The organism is Trueperaceae bacterium, from assembly GCA_019454765.1.
GTDB lineage: Bacteria > Deinococcota > Deinococci > Deinococcales > Trueperaceae > JAAYYF01.
The window spans coordinates 1-25,838 of record JACFNR010000033.1 but is presented as its reverse complement, the minus strand read 5'-3'; the positions used below and the strand labels follow the sequence as shown (position 1 = coordinate 25,838).

The following is a 25,838-nucleotide window of genomic DNA, read 5'->3' as shown; positions in this document are numbered from 1 at the left end:
CCGCAGCGGGAGCCCGCGCCGCTACTGCCGGCGGCCTTGCCCGACGACCTTCAGGGCCGCATCCTCAGGGCGCAGGCGGTGATCTTGCAGCGCGCCCTGCGCGGCGGCGTCAAGGTGAGCTTCGGGGAGGGCCGGCGCGCCACCGACGTCGCCATGGCCCTGCTCAAGGGCGACCGCGACGCCGTGCTCGCCATGGTCACGGAACTCGAGGACGCACTGGAGTTCGACCTGCACGTCCTGCGCAGCACCTTCGCCCGCGCCGGCTTCGAGCTCCTGCTCGTCTTCATGGAGCCCATCGCCGAGCAGGCCCTGCGCAGCCCGGAGCGCCGCAACCACCTCAAGAGCCGCCTCCGTCACGCACCCACCGACGAGGAGGGCCTCGACCTTCTCGATCTGGGCCAAGAAGAGGCCGAGGTCAACAGAGGCGCGACTGGCAGACGGTGAGGCGCGCCCAGTCGCGGTCCGACTGCTGCGCCAACAGCAGGTAGAGCCGGCCCGCCGCGGCGTCCAGGTAGTAGGCGGCGTCCGTGCCGCCACGCAGGATGGCCAGGGTGGGGGCGGCCGGCACGCGGCCACGGTCGTCGATCCAGTAATCGCGGTAGATGAACGGCAGGTCGACCCCGGCGTAGGGGAGGCTGACCACGAGCCGGTCGCCCGGGAGCAACTCGCGAAGGTCGATGCTGAAGTCGCTGGGCGTGCCGCGCGCGTGCTCGTACACGTACTCGTGGCCCGCGCGCACGATGCTGCGGTAGTGGACGTTGGGCACGCTGGGGCCGCCGTTCGGCGAACCGTAGAGGGGGTGCGTGGCGCTGTCGCCCGCGCGGCGCAAGGAGAGGGGGGCGAACCCCTGGGCCGGTTCGCCGTCGTCGCGGAGCGTGAGGCTCACGTAGTGGCCGTCGCAGACGTTGGCGTTCCAATCCGCGCGGTACTGGCAGGTGGGCGCGGCCAGGAGCGGGTTGACGACCGTCACGTAGCTACCCGCCGTGCCGGTCACGCTGCCGTCCTCGTCGCGGGACACGGCGCTGCGGTAGCCGTCCTCGCCCGAATCCTCGACTCTCGGGGCGTAGGCCTCCATGGCGCGCGTCTCGAGCCGGACGCGGTTGGTGGCGGGCGCGAACTCGAGCCCCGAGGCGTAGGAGAGGGGGCTCATCGACCAGGAGGTGTAGTCGAGGACGCTGATGGCGGCGGCCTCGCGCAACGCGTTCGGCTCGAAGCGCTCGAAGTAGGTGTCGGTCACGTAGACCGGGCCGTCGTAGAACTCGAAGCCGCGCACGGCGAACTGCTCGTCCCAGTAGCGCGGCAGGGCGCGCCCGTCCAGCCCGGTGGGTTCCCAGGAGCGCGGCGAGCCGAGGTTGGCGCTCTCGCCCACCACCACCGAGCCGGTGAGGCCGGAACTGCTCGAGGCGAAGGTCACGCCGATGGCGTTGTCGACGAGGAGCGCGCCCCTCAGCACGGTGTTGTCGCCACGGAACCAGGCGCCCGCCGAACGGTGCTTGTAGGCCACGAAGGAGTCGAAGTAGGCCGTGACCGGCGCGGACGACCTGTCGGCCGGGTCGACGCGCGGCGTGTAGGAGGTCGTCTCCGCCGCCAACGTGACCTTGGCCGGGCCGCGGTCGACGTGCAGGCCGTCCTGGCGGTTGGAGTGCGCCAGGTTGCCGTCGAAGGCGCCGAGCGGGGTGCGGCGTGGCCACGTGGTCGCGCCCGCCAGCCTGTCGTACGAGGGCCCGGTCGGGTGCTCCGGGAGCGCGTACCAGAAGCCGGAGCCCTCCGACGACGCCGCGACGTTGCCCACCAGGTAGTTGGCGGGGTTCGTCACCCAGAACGCGGCGGGGCCCATGTGGCTGCGGTCGGTGGGGAGGATGGCGTTCGCCTCGCTCGGCCTGCGCACCTGCAGCGCGAGGTTCCCGCGCAGCAGGTTGCCGGTCTCCGAGCCGTCCTCGAGGAAGTAGCAATGGCCCTGCGTGCCGTAGGCGGCGTTGCCGTCGAGCAGCACCCCGGCCGTGCCGTGGATCGTGATGCAGCGGTTGTAGAGGTCGTGGAGCGTGGAGTTGCGCACGAAGCTGCCGGCGCCGGCGTCGCCCATCATGTGCCAGTGCACCGGGTAGCGGAGGAGGAGCCCCGCCTGGCCCATCCGGGCAAGCTCGACGGAGTCGAGCCTCACGCGGCTCGCTCCCATGGCCATGATCTGGCCACCGAACTGGTAGTCGGGGCTGCCGGGGTCCGCCGCGGACGCGGGGCCCTGCACGGTCACGTTCCGGCTCAGCCTCACGACCTCGGCCCGCGACTCGAGGGTCGCGCCGCCGGGGTTGCCGAACGTCTGCGCCACCCCGAAGTGGAGGAAGTCGAGTGGCCGGTCGAGCGTGAGGCGGGCCCCGGTAACGGCGGTGACGGTGCGCTCCTCGACCTGAGCGTCGCGGCGTGCCCCGCTCGGTCCGGTGTCGGCGTAGAAGTCGGTGGAGGCGATGGCGAGCCTGTCGCCCACCCGCCAGCCCGCGGCGTCGTCCACCACGACGCTGGTCGCGCCCGCGGCGGCCGTCTCTGCCAGGCGCGTCCAAGCCGTCCCTTCCGGCGCGCCGTAGAGTTCCAGCGTGCCGCCGAGGAGGGCGAGGTGGTTGGCGCCGAGGTGTCCGTCGTTCGGCGCGGCGGGCCTGCCGCCCGAGAGGGTGATCACGGCGCGCTGCCGGAACGGCTCGTCTTGTGACCCGATGTACAAGCCGCCGCAGAGGAGGATGGCGTCCGCCCTCAACTCGAGGTCGCGGCGGTCGAACACGAGCGCGCCGGCCACCTCGAGCGAGTCGAGGCGGGGCGGCGACACGTCCAGCAGGACCACCTCGCCGGTCCCGATCACCACGGCGTCGCCCTCCTGCGGCAGCGTGCCGCCCGGCCACCCGGTCGCGTCCGACCACGCCCGCGTCGGGGTGGGCGGGGCGGGGGAGGGGTCGGGGGCGGCCAGCAGCGCCCGGTCGAAGCGCCGACCGGTGGGCGGGTACTCCGCCATGGCGCCGGCGCGCTCGCAGCAGGTCGTGCCCGCGCAGGCCGTGCCCGGTGTGGGCGCCGTGCCGCAGGCGGCCAGGAGGATCAGCCCCGCGAGCAGGCCCGGGAGGAAGCGAGTGAAGCGGAGGTGCGTTGGAGCTGCCACGCGCCCAGGCTAGGCGGCGCGGCGCGGGCCGTGGTGTGAACTAGTTCGGTTGCCCGTTCGGGCGCGACACCGAGGCAGGCAGGCCGGGCGTGTTATACTCCCACTTCGGCCCGGGCGCAGAGCGCCCGGCGGAAGACGGCGCCGGGACGCCCGATCAGCAAGCGTCCAGGCAGGCAGTTGGAGGCGCGGCCGCTCCCCGCGCGAACCCACCGAACGAACCGAAGAGCGAAGGCATCCGGCCCGGCCGGGTGCCGCCGTGCCGGGCCGCCACGACGAGCCCCCCGCACGGGACCCCGAAGGAGGGGAAGACGACATGTACGACAACACCTTCATCGCCCGCATCGGCAACCCCCGCGTCGACGCCGACCTGCGCCGCGCCGGCTACCACGACGGCGAACCCGCCCCGCGCCTGCAGAACCACTGGGCGAACCAGCCCAGCTCCGTCAGGGCGCACTCGCGCACCTGGCGCAGGCGCCGCGTCACGCGCTGATCGCGTCAGGGAAGAACCTGGGTCGGGAGGGCGCCGTTCGCGGCGCCCTCCCGACCTGCCCTATCAGGTCAGCGCCAGCAGCGTCACGCCCAGGACCATGCCGGCGGCGCCAAGCATGCGGCGCCTGACGTCGCCCTCGGCCAGCAGGCGGGCGCCGAGGAGCGTCCCGAGCAGGATGCTCACCTCCCGCGTCGGCGCCACCAGGCTCACGGGCGTGAACGTCATGGCAACGAGCACCATCACGTAGGCGAGCGGGCTCAGCAGGGCGATGCCGAGCGCCTCGCGCCGGCTGTCGCGCCACGCGGCGCGGAGCTGCGGGCGGCGCCGCGCCACCAGTGGCAGCAGCAGCAGGCTGCGACCGACCTCGCCCGCGTAGGTGAACAGGAGCGGCGCGGCGCCGACATGGCCCACGGCGAAGCCGTCGAAGACGGTGTAACTGCCGATGAACAGGCCGGTGATGAGGCCGTAGCGCAGGCCGGCCCGCGCGCCCGCCCCGCCCCTGCCGCCCGCCAGCACGAACACGCTGAGCACTACCAGCGCCGTGCCCGCCAGCGCCTGCGGGCCGGGACGCTCCCCCAGCAGGACCACCGCCAGGAGCGTGGCGAGGGCGGGACCGCTGCCGCGCGCCGTGGGGTAGACGAGCGAGAGGTCAGCCAGGCGGTAGCCGCGCTGCAGGCTGACGAAGTACGCCACGTGCAGCACGGCCGAGCCGAGCGCCAGGCCCGCGTGCTGCCACGTGAAGACCGGGCGCGTCACGAGCACGTAGGCCAGCACCGCCGGCGCGTAGACCACCGTCGTGAGCGTCGCGAAGAGCCACACGAACTCGGCCCCGCCCCGCGCCCGCTTGGCCAGCAGGTTCCAGGTCGCGTGCAGGACGGCCGAGCCGCCAACGAGGGCCAGCGCGAGGGGCGTCACGCTAGCGCGCGCTCCTCAGCCGTCGACGTACGTCAACCAACTATCGAACTCGGGCACCTCGCCGTGTACGACCTGGAGGTAGCGCTCCCGCAACCGCATGGACACGGGGCCCGCCGCCCCCGCGCCGACGAGGCGTCGGTCGAGGCTGGCGACGGGCGTCACCTCCGCCGCCGTGCCGACCAGGAACACCTCGTCGGCCGTGTACAGCTCGTCGCGGGTGGCCATGACCGGCTCGACCGTCATGCCCAGCGACCGGGCTATCCGGATGATGGAGTCGCGGGTGATGCCGCGCAGGTTCACCGAGTGCGCGATCGGCTGCAGCACGCCGCCGTTGACCAGGAAGACGTTCTCGCCCGAACCTTCCGCCACGAACCCCTGCTTGTCGAGGAGCAGCGCCTCGTCGAAGCCGTTCGCCCGCGCCTCTAAGTTGGCGATCACGGAGTTCACGTAGTTGCCGCCGGCCTTCGCCTTGGTGGGCAGGATGTCGCCGGCGGAGCGTCGCCACGAGCTCGTCATCAGCCGCGCACCCTTGCGGATCACGTCCTCGCCCAGGTAGCTGCCCCACGGCAGCGTCGCCACCATGAAGTGGAGGCTGTTGCGCTCCGGGTTCACCCCGAGCCCCTCCGAGCCGTACCAGACGAGCGGCCGCACGTAGGCGTGCTTGCGCCCGTTGGCGCGCAGCGTCTCGAGCACCGCCGCCGACACCGCCTCGGGCGTCAGGTCGAGCCGCATGCCCATGATCTTCGCCGACTCGAGCAGGCGGCGCGAGTGCTCCGGGAGGCGGAAGACGGCCGCGCCGCGCGGCGTCTCGTAGGCCCTGAGGCCCTCGAAGACGCTCGTGCCGTAGTGGAGGGCGTGCGTGAGCACGCTCACCTGCGCCCGCTCCTCGGGCACCAGCTCCCCGTCGAGCCAGATGAGGCCCGCGTCGTTGAGTAGCGTCGTGGGGCGTGCCGCCCCGCTCTGAGTGCTCATGCCTAGCGCCCTCCCGTCGGTCTGACCAGAGTATCGCCCACGCCGGGTCGGTGCCGCGCCCGGCCGGCGCGGGGGCGGTTAGACTCACCGCCATGAACGTACTCGTCACCGGCGGCGCCGGCTACATCGGTTCGGTCACGGTGGCGGCCCTGGTGGGCGCCGGCCACGACGTCGTGGTGCTCGACGACCTCTCGACGGGACACCGCGCGGCGGTGCCCGACGGCGTGCCGTTCGTCCACGCCTCCGTGGCCGACGCCGACATGGTCGACTTCGCCCTGCGTCACCACGGCGTGACCGCGGTGGTCCACTTCGCCGCGGCCTCCCTGGTCGGCGAGAGCATGGCGCAACCCACCAAGTACTTCCTCGCCAACACGGCCGGCACGTTCGCCCTGCTCGACGTGGCCGTCAAGCGCGGGGTGGAGCGCTTCGTGCTGTCGTCGACGGCGGCGGTCTACGGCACGCCCCACTCGGTGCCGATCGCCGAGGTGGCCGAGCTGCGGCCCGAGAGCGTCTACGGCGAGTCGAAGCTGATGATCGAGCGGGCCCTCGGCTGGCTGGCGCGGACCACCGGCCTCGCCTCCACCGCGTTGCGCTACTTCAACGCGGCGGGCGCCACGGCCGAGCTGGGCGAGGACCACCGCCCCGAGACGCACCTGGTGCCGCTCGTCCTGCAGGTCGCTGCCGGCAGGCGCGACGCCATCCAGGTGTTCGGCACCGACTACCCCACGCCCGACGGCACCGCCATCCGCGACTACGTGCACGTGAGCGACCTGGCGGCCGCTCACGTCCTGGCGCTGGAGGCGCTCGAGCGGGGCGGCGCCCACGCCTACAACCTGGGTAGCGGCGCAGGCTGGTCGGTGCGCGAGGTGATCGAGGCGTGCCGGCGGGTCACGGGAGCCGCCATCCGCGAGGTCGAGGTCGGCAGGCGCGCCGGCGACCCGCCCGTCCTGGTGGCCGACAGCAGCAAGGCCCGAGCCGAGCTCGGCTGGGAACCCCGCCACGAGGACCTCGGCGCAATCGTGGGCAGCGCCTGGCAGTGGCACCGCGCCAACCCGGGGGGCTACGAGGGGCGCTGAGGGCGGCCCGAGCGGGCCGGCCGCCACGGCGGCGCGGCGCATGAGGGCCCCATTAAGCGCCGACACCCGCTCCTCACCCGAGAGGTGGGGGCGGGGCCCGAAGATGTGATATGACCTGTTGCGGTGCGTTCCCTGGCACCAGCGGCGCCACGAGCGTCGCGGCGGCGAGGCCCGGGGCGGCGTCACCCACGGCGCGAGCGACCCCGCGACCAAGACGCCTCGGAGGCCGGGGTGCTGGGGAAGGGCGCCACACGGCCGTCTCGGCAGGGCGAACTGCCGCCAGAAGGCGCCGTGCTACTCTTCGACTCACTTGGAGCGTGTGATGAAGCGACTACTCCTCACCACCCTACTCGCACTCGCCTCGCTGGCGTGGGCGCAGTCGGGGGCGGTCATGAGCGGCATCGTCAAGAGCGACGGGCCGCTGGCCGAGGGCACCCGCGTGGCCATCCACATCGTCGATTCCGACAACGTGTGGGGCCTCGAGGTCACGTCCGTCGCGCCCGTGGGCGGCACGTTCCGCGTGACGCCCGGCGCCGTGCCCGCCGATCAACTCAAGCCGTTCCGCTCGGGGAGCGTCCTGCTGCCCGGCCTGCAGAACGAGTACCGCGTCAACGAGAGCGACGTCAACGTCGCCGTGGCGCGCTTCAACATGTACGTCGACCAGAACGGCAACGGCGTCTTCGATCGCGTCGTCGACCGCTTCTACATCGGGCTGGCGAGCCTCGAGGCGCCGGTCGGCTTCTTCACCCTGTTGTTCGTCGACAAGCCCGCCACCCTCACGGGCGGCGGCAGCGAGCTGCAGCTGGCCGCCGGGTGGAACGTGTTCACGGTGCGCTTCCCCGACGACAAGGCCGTCTACGCCATCACGTCCAGCGTCGAGGACATCGTCCTCGACGTCGACCTGCAGTGATGGTCCGTAGCGGCGGAGCGTGAGCATGATCGTTCGCGAGGGGACGTTGGCGGGTAGCGGCCTGCGCTTCGGCGTCGTCGTGAGCCGCTTCAACGAGCTCGTCACGAGCCGCCTGCTCGACGGCGCGCTCGACGCCCTGCGGCGCATGGGCGTGACCGAGCAGGGCACGACCGTGGTGTGGGTGCCCGGCGCGGTCGAGATCCCGCTGCCGGCCGCCAAGCTCGCCGCCTCCGGCGAGTTCGACGCCATCATCACGCTGGGCGCCGTCGTGCGCGGCGAGACGAGTCACTACGATCACGTGTGCAGCATGGTCGCTAGCGGGGTGGCGCGAGCGGGCGAGGCGAGCGGCGTGCCGGTCGTGTTCGGCGTTGTCACCACCGACAGCCTCGAGCAGGCCCTCGACCGGGCGGGCGGCAAGGCCGGCAACAAGGGGGCGGAGGCGGCCGCCACCGCCGTGGAGATGGCGAACCTCATGAAGCAGTTGGCGGCGCGGCCGGCGCGCGCCGGCCGCCAGGTCAGCAAGGCCTGAGAACCACCTAGGCTAGGGGCGCGTCGCGGCGCCCCGCTCGACGGTCCACCCCTGCGCGGCGGCGTAGCGAACGAGCAGCGCCTCCGCGCCCGCGCGGTCGTGCACGTCGCCAACGGCGCGCGCCTCGGCCACGACGGCGAGGGCCTCGCCCACGCGCGGGCCCGGCGCCAGGGCGAGGAGGGCCATCACGTCGTCGCCGTTGAGCAGGCCGGCGGGGGCCGGCTGCGCCTCGAGGGCGGCCAGCACGCCCGACACGGCGCTGCGGTAGCTGACCCGCCCTGCGTGGCTGGCGGCCCTGCCGCGCGCGGCCTCCCTATCGGCGAGCATCAGCTTGAGGAGGTCGGGAAGCAACGCCCGGCGCCTATGCACGAAGCGCCTGACCGCCCGCTCCTCGCGGGGGATCTGCAGCATGTGGTAACGCACCAGCGCCGCCGCGCGGTCGACGACCTCACCCGGCAGCCTGAGGCGGCGCAGCGCGCGCTGCACCATCTCCGCGCCCACCTTGTCGTGCCCGTAGAAGGTCGGGGTGCCTAGCGGCGTGTGCCCGAGGCTCGCCGGCTTGCCCACGTCGTGCAGCAGCGTCGCCCAACGCAGCGCCGCGCCGGAGTCGGGGAAGCCCGCCAACAGCTGGTTGAGCGCCTCGAGCTGGTGGTCGAGCACGTCGAGGTGGTGGAGGGCCCCCTGGTCGACGCCGCGCCCCAGCTCGAGCTCCGGCAGGTAGATGGCGAGCCCGCCCAGCGCCTTCAGGAGGGCGAAGCCGCGCGGCGCGTAACGCGACTCGACGAGGAGCTGGAGCTCGGCGCCGACCCGCTCCCACGCCGGCGCGGTGGCCGCCCCGGTGCGCTGGGCGAAGAACTGCTCGATCACGACGTCCTTGGTGGCGTCGTCCAGCTCGCACACGAGCGTCGCCGCGAACCTGACGGCCCGCAGCGGCCGCACCGTGTCGGCGCCGAGGCTGGCGGCGGACGTCATGCGCACGCGGCGCCGCGCCAGGTCGTCGGCGCCGCCGGTCGGGTCGATCAGCGTGCCCCCTCGCGTCAGCGCCATGGCGTTGCAGGTCAGGTCTCGTCGCCACAGGTCCGCGTCCACGTCGCCCGGGGCGCCCCTGAACGGCGCGAAGTCGTGGACGGCGCCGCCGGGCAGCGCCAGGCGCCAGTGGCGGCGCTCCTCGTCCATCAGGAAGGCCGAGCCACCCACCCTCTCGGCGTGGCGTTGAGCGCTCTCGGCCGGGTCCGGCACCAGCCAGTCGAGGTCGCGCGCCGCGCGGCCCAGCAGGGCGTCGCGGACGGCGCCGCCGACCAGCAGGGCTCCCGGTGGCCACGGCGTAAACTGGCTCGTGTCGAGCGACTCTGGCACGGACATCGGCGAGACCTCCCCGCCACCTACTCTAGACGGACGCGCCCGCCCGCTGCGTGTCGGCCTCACCGGCAACATAGGCTCCGGCAAGTCCACCGTGGCCCGACTCCTGGCGGCCCGCGGCGCGGTGGTAATCGACGCCGACGCGCTCGCGCGGGAGGCGACCGCGGCCGGCGAGGTGTTGGCGGCGGTGGCGCGAGCGCTGGGGCCGGAACTGGTGAAGGACGGGGCGCTCGACCGCTCCGCCACGGCCGCCAAGGTCTTCGCCGACCCGGCCGCGCGAGCGACCCTGAACGCCATCGTGCACCCGTGGGTGGCCCGGCGCCGGGCCGAGCTGGAGGCGGCCGCCGCCGCGCGCCGGCCCATGCCGCCGGTCGTCGTGCACGACGTCCCGCTCCTGTTCGAGGTGGGGCTGGACGCCACCATGGACGTGGTCGTGGTGGTCTACGCGCCGTTCGACGTGCGCGCCGAGCGCCTGGCGCGCCGCAGCGGCCTCGGGCGGGAGGAGGCGCTCGCCCGCGACCGCGCCCAGCTGCCGCTGGAGGAGAAGGCGGCGCGCGCTGACCGCGTCATCGACAACGCTGGCGACCTCGCCGCCCTGGAAGAACAGGTGGCGCGCCTATGGGGAGAGCTGCTTGCCGCTCCGCCCACGGGCGCGCCACCGACGACCGGCGCCCCCTAGGGGCGCCGACCGACCCCGTCGTCCCCTACCAGCTGACCTGCGACAGGCCGTAGCCGCGCACGACGCCGCCGTCGACGACCTGGTAGGAGTACGAGCCGCCGAACTTGTCGGCCACGAAGTTCACGAACTGCGTGAGGGCGGCACCCGCCGCCTCCACCGCCTCGAAGTCGAGGTCCTCGCTGCCGGCCAGGCCGGCGGCCATGCCGAACTGCGACAACAGCGTGTCCGCCAGCGCCCTGAGGCTGGCCTGGTCGTTGGACAGCGCCATGCTCACGGCGGCCGCGGGCACGTTCGGCTGCAGGGCGGCCAGGCTGCCCGACACCCCGGCGGCGCCGTCGGCGCCGGCCGCCAACGCGGCGTCCATGCCGGTCGAGCTGGTGGCGAGGAGGAGGTAGCCGCCAGAGAAGGCGATCTCGAAGGTGATGCCCTCACCGAGGTCGTACGAGGTGACGTTGACGCCCGCCGAGGTGCGCGTGGTGGGCTGCACGAAGCCGGCGCCACCGCTCGGGTCCATGAACGACGATGCCATGCTCGTCGCCATGGTCAGGAACTGCGCCAGGCCTGCCTGCGCCGCGGCCTCGTCGGTGACGGCCAGCAGGTAGACGGCGTCGCCGAGGACGTTGCCCTGCGCCATGCCGGGCGCCGCGGCCGACGGGATCGACATGGTGATGGTGCCGGCGCCCGCGCCCATCCAGCTGAACAGCATCTGGTTGAGGTCGAGGCCGATGTTCTCCGCCAGGAAGGTGTCCAGGTCGCCGACGCCGAGCTCCTCGAGGCCGGCGACGAGCTGGTTGAGGTAACGCCACCAGGCGCCCAGGTCGAGGTTGCCCGCCTGCACGCCGAGCGCGGTGTCGGGCACGAACCCGAGCACGCCGGCGGGGTAGGCGCCCTTGGCCGTGAGGAGGTCGTAGAGGCCCGGGTCGAGGGAGCGGTCGCCCAGCGCCTGGATCGAGAGCGTCTCGATGCCCGCGTCGGTGAGCCGCGCGACGCTGGCGACGACGCCCACCGTCTTGAGCATGGCGGCCACGCGCTCGATGCTCTTGTCGAAGCCCAAACCGCCGGCAAGCGGCTGCGCCACCTTGGCGGCGGCCGGCAGGTCGATGAGGAACGACACCGCGGCGGGCGTCAGGCCGGCGAGGGTGGCGGCGTACGCCGGGGAGTCGGTGAAGTTGGGCTCGGCGGCGCCCTGGTAGCGGCGCAGCACGCCGCGCATCGTGTCGGGGTTCGTGGTGAGGGCCACGAAGTCGCCGTCGCGCGCGACGGCCAACGTCAGGTCGTCGTCGTCCGAGGTGTACACCTCGAACGGGATGTTGCCCTCGGTGAGGCTCTCCACCGTGGCGTCGGCCTGCTCGTCGGCGAGGGCCTTGGTGAATAGGGCGGAGGCGCGATCGGAGACGCGGGCGACCAGCACGACCGCGGGCAGCGGGCTGAAGCTGGAGGCCGAGGCGGCGATCCAGAACTCGTCGCCCAGGACGTCGAACAGGGTCAGCCCCTTGAGCTCGGCGGGCAACTCGTCGTCTGCGCCCTCGCCGCCGGCGCGCTCGAGCAGGTTGGTGAGGTCGAGGCGCTCCCACTCGTCGATGATGGGTTGCAGCTTGGCCTCGTGCTGCTTCAGACCTTGCACCCCGAACGCCACGAGGGTGTCGGACGGGAGCAGGGGCGCCAGCGACTGCGCGGCCGCGAGACCGAGCGCGGCGGCGAGCGCGAGGGCCAGGGTCAGGCGACCGAGGGCCCCGTGGGGGCGACGTAGGGGGGTTGGGGGCTTGCGTTCCATCTGTCCTCCTGCGAGTGGTGACCGCGCACCATGCTAGCGGCGCCAGCGGCCCGAGGGCGGTGGCCACGGTCACTCGTTGACCCTGGCGGGCCCAGTCGTGGCCGACCTGACCGGGATCCGGATCGGCGCCCGCCTTCAAGGGCGCCAGGCCGACACCAGTCTAGGGTGCCAACGTGAAAACAACGTCAAGCGGCCTCGGCGCGCCCGTCGATCCGCGCGGCTGCGCGGGCCGAACTTGACGGGCGCGCCGAGGCCCGAGCCGAGCGGGCGGTCAGGCGCCCGCTCGGGCGAGCGTGCGCCGCGCCGCGGCGACCACGTTCTCGACGGTGAACCCGTACTCGCGCATGACCACGGCGCCGGGCGCAGACGCGCCGAAGCGGTCGATGCCGATGGTCTCGCCCGCCTCACCGGCGTAACGCTCCCAGCCGAGGGTGGCGCCGGCCTCCACCGTCACCCGGGCCCGGACGGCGGCGGGGAGCACGGCCGCGCGGTACGCCTCCGGTTGCCGCTCGAACAGCTCGAAGCTGGGCATGCTCACGACGCGCGTGCGGATCCCCTCGGCCTCCAGCACGTCGCGGGCGCCGAGGCAGAGCTGCACCTCGGAGCCGGTGCCTACGAGGATGAGGTCGGGCAGCGCGGCGGGGCCTGGCATGTCCGCCGTGGCGCCGGCGCCGCCCTCCGCCAGGCCGCCCGCGGCGCCGGCCTCCGCCAGCACGTACGCCCCGCGCGCCACGGCGCCCGCCGGCACCGCGAGGTTCGGGACGTTCTGGCGGGTGAGCGCCAGGGCAGTGGGGCGTTCGCGGGAGGCGATGGCGTGCGCCCAGGCCTGCGCGGTCTCGTTGCCGTCGGCCGGCCTGATGACGTCGAGCTTCGGCATGACGCGCAGCGACATGAGCTCGCCGATCGGCTGGTGCGTGGGCCCGTCGCCGCCCAGGCCGATGCTGTCGTGGGTGAAGTCGAACACGACCCCGATCCCCATCAGGGCCGACAGGCGCAGGGCGGGGCGCAGGTAGTCGGAGAAGATGAGGAAGGTGGCCACGAACGGTCGCAGGCCACCATGCAGCATGAGGCCGTTGCCGATGGCGGCCATGCCGTGCTCGCGGATGCCGAAGTGGACGATGCGCCCCGAGTGGTCGATGGGGCGCATGGCCTTCTCGCCGTCGATGTCGGTGTAGTTGGAGCCGGCCAGGTCGGCAGAACCGCCGACCAGCTCGGGCATCCGCCGCGCGAGGGCGTTGAGGGCCTCGTGTGACGCCTTGCGGGTGGCCACGCTCTTCCCGACCGGGTAGGTCGGCAGTTCTGCGTCGAAGCCGGCCGGGAGCTCGCCGCGCATCACGCGCTCGAACTCGGCGGCGAGGTCGGGGTGCTCGACGCGGTAGCGCTCGAACAGGGCCCGCCAGGCGGCGTGATCGCGGGCGCCGCGCTCGACCGCCCCGCGCATGTGCGCGAGCACGTCGTCCGGCACGGTGAACGCGGGCCAGTCGATGCCGAGGTTGGCCTTGGTGGCAGCGCTCTCCGTGTCGCCGAGGACGGAACCGTGCACCTTGGAGGTGCCCGCCAGGTGCGGCGAGCCGTAGCCGATCACGGTGCGCACGGCGATGAGGCTGGGGCGGGCCGGCTCGTTGCGGGCCGCCTCGATGGCCTGCTCCAGCGCCGCCACGTCGTTGCCGTCCGCCACCTCCTGCACGTGCCAGCCGTACGCCCGGTAGCGGGCCGACACGTCCTCCGTGAAGGTGATGCTCGTGGAGCCGTCGATCGAGATGCCGTTGTCGTCGTACAGCACGATCAGCTTGCCCAGCCCCTGGTGCCCCGCGAACGAGGACGCCTCGCTGGAGACGCCCTCCATCAGGTCGCCGTCGGAGGCGATGACGTAGGTGAAGTGGTCGAGGATGGGGAAGCCGGGCCGGTTGTAGCGCGCGGCGAGGTGCGCCTCGGCGAGCGCCATGCCGACCGCGGTGCTGATGCCCTGCCCCAGCGGCCCCGTGGTCGTCTCCACGCCCGCCGTGTGGCCGTACTCGGGGTGGCCCGGCGTGAGGGAGCCCCACTGGCGGTAGCGCTTCAGCTCGTCCATGGGTAGGTCGTAGCCCGTGAGGTGCAGGAGCGAGTAGATGAGCATGGAGCCGTGCCCGGCCGACTGGACGTAGCGGTCGCGGTTCGGCCAGTGCGGGTCGCGCGGGTCGTAGCGCATGGCGTGCGCGAAGAGCGTGTAGCCCATCGTGGCCGAACCCATCGGCATGCCGGGGTGACCGTCGCCGGCCGCCTGCGTGGCGTCTATCGTGAGGGCGCGGATGGCGTTGACGGAGCGTTGCATGAGTGCCTTGTCGGCTGTCTGGTCGGGCATGACGGTCCCTCCAAGTGCCGCCCGTGCGCGCCCTGGTCGTGCGCGGCGGCAACGCGCGGCCCCTCGAGGATACCAGGGTGGCCCTTGCTTCTCATGCCCGTTTGCCGCGCTCGGGGCGAGCGCCGGGCACGCCAGGTCGGTCGCGAGCGTCGTCGGCGCGGCGATCGACTGCCGCTGTCAGGCGCCGCCGGTCGGCTCGTACGCCTTGCGGGCGCGGCGGCGCTCCAGGTCCTCGCGCACCCGCTTGGCCGTCTCCCAGTGGCGCCGCTCCATCTCCGACTCGACCTGGAGCTGCGGCACGGGCGTGGGGCGGCCGCCCGCGCCGATGGCGACGAAGTTCAGGTGCCCGATGGTGCAGAGGCGGCGTTCGCCGGTGATGGGGTTCTCGCCGTGGACCTCGCAGCGGATGATCATGCTGGTGCGGCCGGTCCAGGCGACGCGGCACTTGAGTTCGATGATCTCGCCCACGTAGATGGGGTTCCGGAAGTCGATGGGCTCGGTGGAGGCGGTCACCACGACCTGGCGGCAGAAGCGCTGGGCGGCGACGGCGGCGCCCATGTCCATCAGCTCCATGACGTGCCCCCCGAAGAGTGTCCCGAGCGGGTTGGCCATGTTTGGGAAGGCGGTGTGGACGGAGATCACCCAGTCTGACGACCTCGGGCTGGCGGTTGGCTCTGGCACGCCGCAAGTATAGGCGCTGGTATGCTGCTGCCCACCGGTCCCGCCGGTCGCAGAGGAGGCCCGAACGAAGATGATCAGCGCGCCCCGCACGTCCACCCTGGTGAGTAGTCTCCTGCCGGCGCCCGACGCCGCCGGCCGCGCCGGCCTGCGCGCCGCCGCGCTCGTGGTCGTCGGGGTGGCGTTCCTCGCCCTTCTCGCGCAGTTGCGGGTGCAGTTGGGGCCCGTGCCCGTCACCGGGCAGACGCTGGGCGTGCTGCTGCTCGGCGCCGCCTACGGGGCTCGCCTCGGCGTGGCCACCACCGGCGCCTACCTACTACTTGGCGCGGTAGGGCTCCCCCTGTTCACGGGGGCGCAGGGAGGCGTCGCCTACCTGCTTGGACCGACCGGCGGCTACCTGGTGGGGTTCGTCGTGGCCGCCTGGTTGCTCGGTGCCCTCGCGGAGCGCGGTTGGGACCGCTCGGCCGGCTCCACCGCCCTGGCGATGCTCGCCGCCAGCCTGCTCATCTACGCCTTCGGCCTCGCCTGGCTGCGCGTGGCGCTCGGCGGCACGTGGCTTCAGGCCGTGCAGGTTGGCCTGGTCCCGTTCGTGGTGGGCGACCTCGTCAAGTTGGGTGTGGCCACGGCGCTGCTCCCTGCGGCGTGGCGGCTGGGCGGCCGCGGCGCCTAGCCCTGGCGGCGGCGCGCACCTGCCGCTTGCTGCCGGATCGTGAATGAACTCGCCCCCGACCGGAACGGTCGGGGGCGAGTCGGTGCCAGCCTGGAATTCAGGGAACCCCTAGGGTCCGGCCCTATCCAGGAGGCGGTCCTGGGCTACCCTAGGCGGGCACCTCCACTGGTCATCACTGTGCGTTGAATATCAGACCACCTCCTTTCCGTGGTAGCGCCATGTTAGTCCCGAGGCGCGGCGCGTGTGGCGTCCAAGCGACAAGGGAGTACACCGGACGCCGTGCAGCCGGGCGCCTGCGGGCGCCGCCCCCGCGGTTGGCTTGTACGCGCTCGGGCGCGTCCGGGCACCCCTGGTCGCGGCGACCTATACACTTGGCCCATCACACCCGGGCGGCGCGTTGCCGCTGACGGCGCAGAAGGACGCCCCACATGCTGAGCCTCCCCGAGAAGATCGTCTTCGTGCTGCTGGCCGCCACGTCGCTCTACTTCACGTTCCTGGGCTTCAGGCGCGTCGTCGCCGTGATCGCCCGGGGGCAGGTGGGGCCCGTGCCGCGCCTCAACCAGCTGCCGCGGCGCCTGCTCGACGGCGTACTGCGCACGCTGGGCCAGCGGACCGTCTTCCGGGCGCGCCCCGTGGCGAGCTTCTTCCACTCGTTCATCTTCTACGGCTTCATCCTCTACCTGGCTGTGAACGCGGTCGACGCCCTCAACGGGCTGCTGCCCGTCGGCCTGACCTCCCGGCTGCACTTCGGGGCGCTCGGCGACGCCTACCGCCTGGTCGCCGACCTTCTGACGTTCCTGATCCTCGTCGGGATGGTGTACTTCCTCGTCAGGCGCTTCCTGGTCAAACCGAAGACCATCCGCCACGGCGCGCGCGTGAAGCTGCACGAGGGCGTGACGACGGGCGGGGTGGAGCGCGACAGCCTGATAGTGGGCGGGTTCATCCTCCTGCACGTCGGGTCGCGGCTGCTCGCCGAGGGGTTCCTGCTCGCGTCGCACGGTCAGCCCGACCAGTTCCAGCCCATCACGAGCCTCGTGGCCGGCCTGATCGGCCCGGGCGACGGGCGCATCATAGGTTGGCACGTGTTCTGGTGGGGCGCCCTCGGCATCATCCTGGCGTTCCTGCCCTACTTCCCGCGCTCCAAGCACATCCACCTGTTCGCGGCGCCCGTGGACTTCGCCCTGGAGAGGCGCACCGAGGAGCTCGCCAAGGTGCCGCTCGGCGTCCTCGAGCCCGTCGACCTCGAGGACGAGACCGCGGAGCAGTTCGGGGCCGCCAAGCTCGAGCACCTGCGCTTCCCGCAGATCCTCGACGCCTACGCCTGCATCCAGTGCAACCGCTGCGCCAACGTCTGCCCGGCCAACCAGACCGGTAAGGCGCTGAGCCCGGCGGCGCTCGAGATCAACAAGCGCTACGAGCTGAACGCCATCGCGGCGTCGTTCGCGGCCGGCGAGGAGAGCCCGCGGCCGCTACTGGAGTTCGCCATCCCCGCGGAGGCCGTGTGGGCGTGCACCACCTGCGGCGCCTGCATGGAGGTCTGCCCGGTGGGCTGCGAGCAGATGATCGACATCGTCGACATCCGGCGCGACCTCGTGATGATGCAGGGCGAGTTCCCGGCCGAGCTGCAGACGGCGTTCCGGGGCATGGAGCGTAGCGGCAACCCGTGGGGGATCTCGCAGGACAAGCGCATGGAGTGGGCGGATGGCCTCGAGGTCCCCACCGTGGCCGAGAACCCTGATTTCGAGGTGCTCTTCTGGGTCGGTTGCGCCGGTGCCTACGACCCGGCGGCGCAGAAGACGACGCGCGCCATGGTGCGCATCCTCGAGCAGGCGCGGGTGAACTACGCTGTGCTCGGCAAGGCCGAGAAGTGCACGGGCGACCCGGCGCGGCGGGCCGGGAACGAGTACCTCTACTATCAACTCGCCACGGAGAACGTCGAGACCCTGAACGCCGCTCTCGTCGACGAGAGGCTCGACAAGGACAAGCGCAAGCTCGTGCTGACCACCTGCCCGCACTGCTTCAACGCGCTCATCAACGACTACCCCCAACTGGGCGGCGATTACCGCGTGACCCACCACACGCAGCTCATCGAGCAGCTGATGGCCGAGGGGCGCATACCCACCTTCGCCCTCGATGAGTCGATCACCTACCACGACCCGTGCTACCTGGGGCGCCACAACGGCGTCTACGACGCGCCGCGCAACGTTCTCACGAGCGGCGGCAACGAGATCGTGGAGATGCCGCGCAACCGCAACGACTCGTTCTGCTGCGGCGCGGGCGGCGCCCAGTTCTGGAAGGAAGAGGAGGAGGGTGACCAACGCGTCTCCAACGCGCGCTTCGACGAGGCCGTCGCCACCGGTGCCCAGGTGATAGCCACCGGCTGCCCGTTCTGCAAGGTCATGCTCTCGTCGAGCGACGGCGCGGAGGCCGAGGGCGCCCCGCAGGTACTCGACATCGCGCAGCTGGTGGCGGCCCGCCTGGACGGCATCCAGGCGCTGTTCGACCACCACGCGCACGGCGGCGCCGACGCGGCGGGCGGGGCGGCGGGGGTCGGCGCCGACTGACGGGCCCGCAGAGTGCGATCTTCGCCAGCGGGGTAGATCTGCTCGTGCATATCCTGTTGGGGTCGCGAGTCGCGCCCGGTGGCCATGGGCGCGCCGCCTAGGAGACAACGCCGACCGTGTGCAGCGACCGTTCCGGGATGCCGAGACCGCCCACCGAGGTGGGCGGCCCTGCCAGGACCGGGCCGCGCCATGGGGGCGACGGTAGCGCGGGGGTAGGGGAGCCGCACGCGGCGCTCGGGGCGCTCCTGCTGGCCGAGGTGTTCTCGCGCGTGCAGGACGCCATCTTGGTCCTCGACGCCAGCGATCACGTGGCGGCGGCGAACCCTGCGGCGGAGGAGATGCTGCAGGTCAGGCCGGGAGCGCTGCTCGGCATGGCCCTGGTGCGGTTGCTGCCCGTGTCGGCGCCGCTGTTCGCTCTCATCGTCGCGCCCGACCGCAACGGCCCGCTCGAGCTCGAGGTGGAGTTCGTCCGGCCGCAGGGTGGGCTGGTGCCGGCGGCGGTGAAGGCGTTCCGCGTCGAGGACGGCAGGACGGTGCTCATGTGCCGCGCCCTGCCCACGCGGCCTTTGGATCCGCGCGGCCACCGCGGCGAGCGGCGCTTCAAGGCGCTCATCGAACGGTCGTCCGACCTGTTCTTCGTGGTGGACGCGCACGGGCGCGTCGATTACGCCTCGCCCAGCGCGGCGCTCCTCGGCCTGGTGGCGGGGGAGCATCGGGAGCTCGACTTGTGGCGCCTGGTCCACCCGCGCGACCGCGAGGCGGCACAGACGGCGTTGGCGCCGCGCTACGACGCGACCAAGCACCCGTTGACGAACGTGAAGGTGACGCTGAGGGCGCGCGTGGACGGGGCGTGGCGCTGGTTCGAGGTGCTGGCGACCGACTTGTCGAGCGAGCCTGACGTGCGGGGCCTCCTCGTGCAGGCGCGCGACAGGACGGAGCAGGTCGTCGAGGAGCGGCGGCTGCGGTCGAGCGAGGCGTACTTCCGCGCCATCTTCGAGCGGGGCAACGACGGGCTGGTGCTCCTCGACAGGGGGCGGCGCCTCGTCCGCGTGAACGACGAGGAGCGCCCGCTGCTCGGGCATCAGATCGGTGACCTGTTGGGGGCGCGGCAGCTGGAGCTCATCCATCCGGACGACGCGGCGGCCCTGTCGGACGCCTTCGACCTCGTGGAGGCGCGCCTGGGCGCAAGCGAGCAGGTGAGGTTCCGCGTGCGGGGCGCCACGGGCGAGTACCACTGGCTCGAGGGTTCGGTGATCAACATGCTCCACGACCCGAACATCGCGGCGTTCGTCCTCACCTACCGGCGCGTGGGCGACAAGCAGGCGACGGTCGACAAGGTGCGCTCGCTGAACGACGAGCTGAAGCGGCGCCTCACGCACCTGCAGTCGTTGCGGCGGATCGACATGGCCATCACGAACAGCGTGGACGTGAAGGTGGTGTTCGACATCTTCATGGGGCACCTCGTTCAGGACCTGGCCATCGACGCCATCGCCATCTTGCTGTACGACTCGCAGTTGCGCGCGTTGGCGCCCGCCATGGGGTTCGGCTTCACCACCGAGCTGAGGTTGCGGGCGCGCGTCGACCTGGGGGAGGGGCCGGCGGGTGAGGCGGGCCTCGACCAGCGCGCGGTGTTCCTGCCCGACCTGCGCGCCGCCGACGGGTGGGGAGCGGGCATCGAGCCGGCGCACCAGGCCGATTACACGTCGTACATGGCGGTACCGATGGTGGCCAAGGGCCAGCTCCAGGGCGTGATCGAGTTGTACGCGAAGCGGCCGATGGAGCCGACCCCGGAGTGGCTCGAGTTCCTGGAGACGTACGCCGATCAGGGCGCCATCGCGGTGGAGAACTCGCAGCTGTTCAGGTCGTTGGAGCGGAGCAACCTGGAGTTGCAGCGCGCCTACGATCGCACCATCGAGGGGTGGGCCAGCGCGCTCGACCTGAAGGACGAGGAGACGGCGGGTCACAGCAAGCGCGTGACGGACATGACCGTCAGGTTGGCGCGGCGGTTGGGGGTGGCGCCCGACGAGGTGGTGCACCTGCAGCGCGGGGCGCTGCTGCACGACATCGGCAAGATGGGCATCCCGGACAGCATCCTGCTGAAGCGGGGCCCGTTGACGGACGAGGAGTTCGCCGTCATGCGGACGCACCCGGAGCTGGCGTACCAGTTGCTGTCGCCCATCGAGTTCTTGCGGCCGGCCCTCGACATCCCTTACTGTCACCACGAGTGGTGGGACGGCGGCGGTTACCCGCGCGGCCTGCGCGGGGAGCAGATCCCGTTGGCGGCGCGGATATTCGCGGTCGTGGACGTGTACGACGCCCTCACGTCCGAGCGACCGTACCGCGATGCCTGGCCGAGCGACAGGGCGTTGCAGTTCATCCGCGAGGGTAGCGGCACCCACTTCGACCCCGACGTTGTGGCCGCGTTCTTCGAGATGTGGGAGTACGAGGCGCGGGTGCCAAGGCCCGTATAGTTGCGGGCGTGGCACGTTTCGTGAGGTACTCGTGGTTGCTGGCGGGGCTGGTGGTGGTTGGCGCCGCCGCGTTCCTGCTGGGGTCGTACTTGAGCCCGCGCCGGGCGTTGGCGGGCACGGAGCTGAGGACGCCCGTGCAGGTCACCGGGTTGGACCTGGTCGACACGGCGGGTGATCCTGTGGACCTGGCGGGGGACCTGGCGGGGTCGGTGGCGTTGGTGTTCTTCGGTTACACGCGCTGCCCGGACGTGTGCCCGCTCACGATGGCGCGCCTCGCGCGGGCGTACGAGCTGGCCGGGCAGCCAGCGGACCTCGACGTGGTGATGGTGACGGTTGACCCGGGGTTCGACACGCCGGAGGTGCTGGGTGAGTACGTGGGTCGCTTCCATCCCGCCTTCATGGGCTTGACGGGCACGAACTCGCAGGTGGCGGCGGCCGCGAAGGCGTTCTTCGTCGGGTTCGTGGAGGGTGGTGGCAGCGTGGCGCACACCGACGTGGTGGGCGTGGTGGACCGCCGCGGTTACCTGCGGTACATCTACGGGCAGGACGCGGTGCCGCGCTTGGGCGACGACATCCCCGAGCTGTTGCGCCGCCTCTAGGGCGCGCGCGGGCCGCTACTGCGCCAGGGCCGTCTCGAGGGCGTACTCGGCCAGCGCGCCGGGCCTGGTCCGGTAGTTGCCGCGGGTTCCCTGCACCAACCCCAGCTCCCGGAACTGCGCGATGACCGCGGTGGTGGTCTCGCGGGCAGCGCCGACCATGGCGGCTAGGGTGTCGTGCGTGATCGGGAGGGTGAGCCTGACGGTGCCGTCGGTGAGCGGTTGACCGAAGCGCGAGCCTAGGCGGAGGAAGGCGCGAGCGATGCGGGCGGGCACGGGTTGCTCAGCGTCCTCGAGCGTGTGGGTGAGCATGGCCACCCGAGCCGCCGCCGCTCCCAGCAGGAGCTGAGCGAGCGCCTCCGGCGGCAGCTCCGCCCCGGTGAGCGCGTCGACCTGGCGCACGATCACCTCGCCGCTGAGGGCCGTGGCGGTCTCCAGGTAGGCGTCCCTGCCGGGCACGAGGGCGCCTATCACGTCGCCCGGGCCGGCGAGGGCCACGATGCGCGGCCTGGGGGCGTCGAGTTCGAGTGCCACGAGGCCCGCCTCGAGCACGAACACCGCCTCGGCGCGGTCGCCGGCCCTATAGAGCTCGTCGCCGCGCGCATGCGTGCGCAGCGCCAGCCGGTGCAGGGCGAGGGGCGTGGTCGTGGCGCCCGCGCCCACGACGAGCTCCGCCAGCTCCGGCGCGGACGGCGTGCTGTACGGCGTCGGCGCGACGCGGTCGGGCATGACGGGAGCCGCGGTCGAGCCTGGGCGAGCCGCCGGGGTGGGGGGCGGACCGCCGAGTCGCAGCGCCGTTGGCGGCTCTGCGAGGCCAGCGCCCCCCAGGGGGTGATGGGGGGTGGGCTGGTGGGCGTCCGCGGCTGCCGTCATGGCCACATTGTAGGCATGTGCGCCGCCGGCGGTGAGGAATCCTCGTCACTTGCCGGGCGCCCGTCGGCGCGTGCCTAGGTCGCGGCCTCGAAGCAGACGGCGCCGCCTACCATCGTGAGGCGGGGCCAGCCTCGCAGGAGGCGGCCCTCCCAGGGGCCGCGCTTGGCCTTGCTCCTGAACCGCTCGCCCACCACCTCGCGCTCCGCCTTGAGGTCCAACACCGTCAGGTCGGCGGGTGCGCCAGGCGCCAGGGCGGGGGCCGGCCAACCCATGACGGCGGCGGGGCCGCCCTGGAGGAGGTGCAGGAGTCGGTCGAGCGGCAGCTCGCCCGTGGCGACCAGCTCGGTGTAGAGGAGCGCGAACGTGACCTCGAGGTTGGCTATCCCGAACGGCGCCTCCAACAGGTCGCGCTCCTTCTCGGCGCGCGTGTGCGGCGCGTGGTCGGTGCCGATGCTGTCGACCGCGCCCGCCCTGACCGCCTCCCGCAGGTAGGCCACGTCGGCCGCGGTGCGTAATGGCGGCGCTACCTTGAACACCGGGTCGAAGGCGCGCAGCGCCTCGTCCGTGAGGGTCAGGTGCTGCGGGGTCACCTCGACGGTGATGGGGGCGCCGCTGGCGCGCTGCCAGTTCGCCACCTCGAGGGCGCGCTTGCTGCTCACGTGCGCGACGTGGACGCGAGCGCCGGTCAGGCGGGCGATCTCGGCGTCGCGGAACACCATGATCGCCTCGGCCTCCGCGGGGTTGCCGGGCAGGCCGAGGGCGCGACTCACGGCGCCCTCGTTCATCACGCCGCCGTGGCGGAGCGTGGGCTCCTCGGAGTGCGTCTGGATCACCAGACCGAGTTCGGCCGCGTACTCGCAGGCGCGCCGCATGAGGTGGCCGTCGGCCACCGGCACGCCGTCGTCCGTCACCATCACGGCACCGGCCGCCTTCAGGGCCGCCAGGTCGGTGAGCCGCTCGCCGCGGAGCCCCACGCTGAGCGCCGCGGCGGGGCGCAGCCGCGCCTGGCCGATGGCCTCCGCCCGCCGCACCAGGTCGGCCACGAGGCCCGGCTCGTCGATCACCGGCGCGGTGTTGGCCATGCTGACGACGGTGCCGAAGCCGCCCGCGGCGGCGGCGGCTAGGCCGCTCGCCAGGTCCTCCTTCACCTCCTGGCCGGGGTCGCGCAGGTGGCAATGCAGGTCGACGAAGGCCGGCGTGATGAGGTGGCCCTCCGCGTCGAAGTCGTGGTCGACGGCGCCACCCAGGTCGAAGCCCTCGATGATCCCGCCCTTCACGTAGACGTCGACCGGCTCCCCCGGCCCGCCGGCCGCCAGCGGCCGGGCGCGCCTGATCACGGTCCGCGGACCCGCGCTCGGGTGCCGCGCCCCACCCGGTGCGCCTGCGCTCCCGCCCTCCGCCCGCCGCTCCCCGTTCACTCGTGACATCCGGCCCCGTTCCCTTCCCGCCCCACCGGGCGGCGCAGCGGGCTCGCGGAGGCGCCGAGCCCCGCCCTGTCCCCGGGCGCGCGGCCCGTCACCGTTCCACCCGCCCGTCCCTCAGTTGGACGCGCCTGTCGCAACGCGCCGCCAGATCCTCGTCGTGCGTGACGATCACCAGCGTGATGCCGCGCTCGCGGTTGAGTTCGAACAACAGGTCCTCCACCACGGCGCCCGTCGCGCTGTCCAGGTTGCCCGTCGGCTCGTCGGCGAAGATCACGGCGGGCGAGTTCGCCAGGGCCCGCGCGATCACGGCGCGCTGCTTCTGGCCGCCGGAGAGGGCGGTGGCGCGGTTGCCGGCCTTGTCGGCCAGCTCCACCTGCCGCAGCACCTCCATGCCGCGCGCCACGCGCTTGCCGCGCGGCATGCCGCCGATCTTGAGGGGCAGGACGACGTTGTCGAGCACGCTGGCGTTCGGGATCATGAAGAACTGCTGGAACACGAATCCGAAGCGCCGGTTGCGCAGCTCGTTCAGGGCGCCCTTGCCGAGCGTGCCGGCGTCGGTGCCGTCCACCAGCACGCTGCCGCCGTCGGGCGTGTCGAGAAGCGCCAGGAGGTGCATGAGGGTCGACTTGCCGGAGCCGCTCTTGCCGGTGATGGCCACGCTCTCGCCGCCGCGGACGGTGAGCGACACGCCCTTGAGGGCCTCGAAGTAGCTCTCGCCGCTGCCGTAGGACTTCTTGACGTCGCGGGCCTCCAGGATGCCGGCGCCTCCCCGCCCCGCCGACGCGGAACCTACGCCCGCGCCGCTCACCGCTTACCTACCAGCAGCGTGTAGAGCACGGCCATCCGGACGGGCACGCCGTTGGCGACCTGCTCCTCGATGAGGCTGCGAGGCCCGTCGGCGAGGGCGCTGTCGAGCTCCAGGTCGCGCACGAGCGGGCCGGGGTGCATGACGACGGCGCCGGGCGCCGCGCCCGCCATGACCCGCTCCGTGAGCTGGTAGCGCGCCACGTACTCCGCGAGCGACGGCAGGAGCCCGGCGCTCATCCGCTCCTGCTGCAACCGCAACGCCATCACCGCGTGCGCCCCCTCCACGGCCTCCTCGAGCCCGTACGCCAGGCGCACCCCGGGCAGGTCGCCGAACTCCCTCGGCACGAGTGTGGCGGGGCCGCAGAGCGTGACCTCGCCACCCAGCAGCGTGAAGAGCTCCACGTTCGAGCGCGCCACGCGCGAGTGGTCGATGTCGCCCACGATGGTGAGGCGCTTGCCCGCGAAGGGCGCGTCGCCCGGCGCCCCGATGCGCTTGAGCAGCGTGTAGGCGTCGAGCAGCGCCTGGGTGGGGTGGGCGCGCCGGCCGTCGCCCGCGTTGACGATGGCGGCGTCGGTCCACCGCGCCAACTGGTGCGGCGCGCCGCTCGCCGGGTGCCTGACCACGTACAGGTCGACCTGGAGCCGGTCGACGGTGCGCAGCGTGTCGCGCAGGCTCTCGCCCTTCTTGAGCGACGAGCCGCCCGCCGCGAAGGAGATGACGTCGGCGCTCTGCGCCCTGGCGGCCCGCTCGAAGCTCAGGCGCGTGCGGGTGCTGTCCTCGAAGAAGAGCGTGGCGACCGTGAAGCCCTGCAGGGCGGGCACCTTCTTGATGGTGCGGGTGAGTACCTGAGCCATCACGTCGGTGGTCGCGAACAGCGCCATGACGTTCGCCGCGGTCCAGCCCCCGAAGTCGAGCAGGTGCCTCGGCGCCGGGGGTTCTCGCGTCGCGGCGGCGGGGGCCGTCAAGCGCGTTCCCAGAGCTCGACGGCGTCCACGCCGTCGACCTCCACGAGCTTCACCTGCACGACCTCCGCCGCCGAGGTCGGCACGTTCTTGCCGACGTAGTCCGCGCGGATGGGCAGCTCGCGGTGCCCGCGGTCCACCATCACCGCGTACTGGATCACGGCGGGCCGCCCCATGTCGATGATGGCGTCGAGCGCCGCGCGGGCCGTGCGGCCCGTGTAGAGCACGTCGTCGCACAGCACCATGCGCGTGCCGTGGACGTCGAAGTCGACCTCCGTCTTCTTGACGACGGGCTGCAGCGCGATCTCCGTGAGGTCGTCGCGGTAGAGGGTGATGTCGAGCTTGCCCACGTGCGGCCTGATGCCCTCGAACTCCTCGATGAGGGTCGCCAGCCGCTCGGCGATGGGCACGCCGCGCGTGTGCACGCCGACCATGGCGAGGCCCTCGGCGCCCTTGTTGCGCTCGACGATCTCGTGCGCGATGCGCTTCAGGGCACGCTCCAGCTCCGGCCCCGCCATGAGGGTCGCCTTGAAGGTCACGTTCTGAGGTTGGGGGTTGGCGCTCTGCATCCGGTCTCCCTTCCGGCCTCGCGGGACCGGTTAAAAGGT

At 72.6% G+C, this 25,838-nt stretch carries 22 protein-coding genes; 10 read left to right on the top strand and 12 right to left on the bottom strand.

Annotated elements, in window-relative coordinates; genetic code table 11:
- Positions 1–36 precede the first annotated feature (36 nt).
- Entirely contained in the window at positions 37–444 is a 408-nt protein-coding gene (locus H3C53_09630; protein MBW7916924.1) for a hypothetical protein, read from the top strand.
- Here H3C53_09630 and H3C53_09625 read toward each other — a convergent pair.
- Positions 416–3,139, bottom strand: a complete 2,724-nt coding sequence (locus H3C53_09625; protein ID MBW7916923.1) for a G8 domain-containing protein — start codon at positions 3,137–3,139, stop codon at positions 416–418. The genes H3C53_09630 and H3C53_09625 overlap by 29 nt on opposite strands.
- Before the next feature lie 313 nt (positions 3,140–3,452).
- Here H3C53_09625 and H3C53_09620 point away from each other — a divergent pair, with 313 nt between their 5' ends.
- Entirely contained in the window at positions 3,453–3,629 is a 177-nt protein-coding gene (locus H3C53_09620) for a hypothetical protein (GenBank protein ID MBW7916922.1), read from the top strand.
- A 63-nt stretch (positions 3,630–3,692) separates the two neighbouring features.
- Here the strand turns inward: H3C53_09620 and H3C53_09615 are convergent, their stop codons facing one another.
- Positions 3,693–4,544 carry an EamA family transporter gene (locus H3C53_09615; GenBank protein MBW7916921.1) on the bottom strand — a complete coding sequence of 284 codons (852 nt, stop codon included), beginning with the start codon at positions 4,542–4,544 and terminating at the stop codon, positions 3,693–3,695.
- 15 nt (positions 4,545–4,559) lie between these two features.
- On the bottom strand, positions 4,560–5,516 hold the full coding sequence (locus H3C53_09610) for a branched-chain amino acid transaminase (protein ID MBW7916920.1): 957 nt from the start codon (positions 5,514–5,516) through the stop codon (positions 4,560–4,562).
- A gap of 92 nt (positions 5,517–5,608) precedes the next feature.
- On the opposite strand from H3C53_09610, the gene galE reads away from it, so the two are divergent.
- The 3 genes from galE (at position 5,609) to H3C53_09595 (ending at position 8,031) form a co-directional block, all read left to right on the top strand.
- Positions 5,609–6,592: a UDP-glucose 4-epimerase GalE gene (galE, locus tag H3C53_09605; protein ID MBW7916919.1), complete on the top strand. Its 984-nt coding sequence runs from the start codon at positions 5,609–5,611 to the stop codon at positions 6,590–6,592.
- 322 nt (positions 6,593–6,914) lie between these two features.
- The gene (locus tag H3C53_09600; GenBank protein ID MBW7916918.1) at positions 6,915–7,502 is read left to right on the top strand and encodes a hypothetical protein; all 588 of its coding nucleotides are present in this window, start codon (positions 6,915–6,917) and stop codon (positions 7,500–7,502) included.
- 25 nt (positions 7,503–7,527) lie between these two features.
- Positions 7,528–8,031, top strand: a complete 504-nt coding sequence (locus H3C53_09595) for a 6,7-dimethyl-8-ribityllumazine synthase (protein ID MBW7916917.1) — start codon at positions 7,528–7,530, stop codon at positions 8,029–8,031.
- A 12-nt stretch (positions 8,032–8,043) separates the two neighbouring features.
- On the opposite strand, the gene H3C53_09590 is transcribed toward H3C53_09595, so the two are convergent.
- A complete protein-coding gene (locus tag H3C53_09590; protein MBW7916916.1) occupies positions 8,044–9,393 on the bottom strand; it encodes an HD domain-containing protein in 1,350 nt (449 codons plus the stop codon).
- Here H3C53_09590 and H3C53_09585 point away from each other — a divergent pair.
- Positions 9,392–10,069 (top strand): dephospho-CoA kinase, encoded by a 678-nt coding sequence (locus H3C53_09585; protein MBW7916915.1) that lies wholly within the window; start codon positions 9,392–9,394, stop codon positions 10,067–10,069. The two genes, H3C53_09590 and H3C53_09585, sit on opposite strands and share 2 nt — an antisense overlap.
- Before the next feature lie 25 nt (positions 10,070–10,094).
- On the opposite strand, the gene H3C53_09580 is transcribed toward H3C53_09585, so the two are convergent.
- From H3C53_09580 to H3C53_09570, 3 genes are all read right to left on the bottom strand, one after another.
- Positions 10,095–11,843 carry a DUF3352 domain-containing protein gene (locus H3C53_09580; GenBank protein MBW7916914.1) on the bottom strand — a complete coding sequence of 583 codons (1,749 nt, stop codon included), beginning with the start codon at positions 11,841–11,843 and terminating at the stop codon, positions 10,095–10,097.
- Positions 11,844–12,114: 271 nt separating this feature from the next.
- A complete protein-coding gene (gene tkt / locus H3C53_09575; protein MBW7916913.1) occupies positions 12,115–14,184 on the bottom strand; it encodes a transketolase in 2,070 nt (689 codons plus the stop codon).
- Between the two features lie 177 nt (positions 14,185–14,361).
- On the bottom strand, positions 14,362–14,865 hold the full coding sequence (locus H3C53_09570) for an acyl-CoA thioesterase (GenBank protein MBW7916912.1): 504 nt from the start codon (positions 14,863–14,865) through the stop codon (positions 14,362–14,364).
- A gap of 70 nt (positions 14,866–14,935) precedes the next feature.
- Between H3C53_09570 and H3C53_09565 the strand changes: the two genes are divergently transcribed.
- From H3C53_09565 to H3C53_09550, 4 genes are all read left to right on the top strand, one after another.
- On the top strand, positions 14,936–15,532 hold the full coding sequence (locus tag H3C53_09565) for a biotin transporter BioY (GenBank protein ID MBW7916911.1): 597 nt from the start codon (positions 14,936–14,938) through the stop codon (positions 15,530–15,532).
- A 428-nt stretch (positions 15,533–15,960) separates the two neighbouring features.
- A complete protein-coding gene (locus tag H3C53_09560; GenBank protein MBW7916910.1) occupies positions 15,961–18,096 on the top strand; it encodes a (Fe-S)-binding protein in 2,136 nt (711 codons plus the stop codon).
- 137 nt (positions 18,097–18,233) lie between these two features.
- A complete protein-coding gene (locus H3C53_09555; protein MBW7916909.1) occupies positions 18,234–20,567 on the top strand; it encodes a PAS domain S-box protein in 2,334 nt (777 codons plus the stop codon).
- An 8-nt stretch (positions 20,568–20,575) separates the two neighbouring features.
- Entirely contained in the window at positions 20,576–21,166 is a 591-nt protein-coding gene (locus H3C53_09550) for an SCO family protein (GenBank protein ID MBW7916908.1), read from the top strand.
- Between the two features lie 15 nt (positions 21,167–21,181).
- On the opposite strand, the gene H3C53_09545 is transcribed toward H3C53_09550, so the two are convergent.
- The 5 genes from H3C53_09545 to pyrR all read right to left on the bottom strand — a co-directional run bounded on the left by H3C53_09545 (position 21,182) and on the right by pyrR (position 25,769).
- The gene (locus H3C53_09545; GenBank protein ID MBW7916907.1) at positions 21,182–22,036 is read right to left on the bottom strand and encodes a Crp/Fnr family transcriptional regulator; all 855 of its coding nucleotides are present in this window, start codon (positions 22,034–22,036) and stop codon (positions 21,182–21,184) included.
- Between the two features lie 74 nt (positions 22,037–22,110).
- The gene (locus H3C53_09540) at positions 22,111–23,463 is read right to left on the bottom strand and encodes a dihydroorotase (GenBank protein ID MBW7916906.1); all 1,353 of its coding nucleotides are present in this window, start codon (positions 23,461–23,463) and stop codon (positions 22,111–22,113) included.
- 88 nt (positions 23,464–23,551) lie between these two features.
- Entirely contained in the window at positions 23,552–24,217 is a 666-nt protein-coding gene (locus H3C53_09535; GenBank protein MBW7916905.1) for an ABC transporter ATP-binding protein, read from the bottom strand.
- A 47-nt stretch (positions 24,218–24,264) separates the two neighbouring features.
- Positions 24,265–25,149, bottom strand: a complete 885-nt coding sequence (locus tag H3C53_09530) for an aspartate carbamoyltransferase catalytic subunit (GenBank protein MBW7916904.1) — start codon at positions 25,147–25,149, stop codon at positions 24,265–24,267.
- A gap of 80 nt (positions 25,150–25,229) precedes the next feature.
- Complete coding sequence (pyrR, locus tag H3C53_09525) at positions 25,230–25,769, bottom strand: bifunctional pyr operon transcriptional regulator/uracil phosphoribosyltransferase PyrR (GenBank protein MBW7916903.1); 540 nt, start codon at positions 25,767–25,769, stop codon at positions 25,230–25,232.
- Positions 25,770–25,838 lie beyond the last annotated feature (69 nt).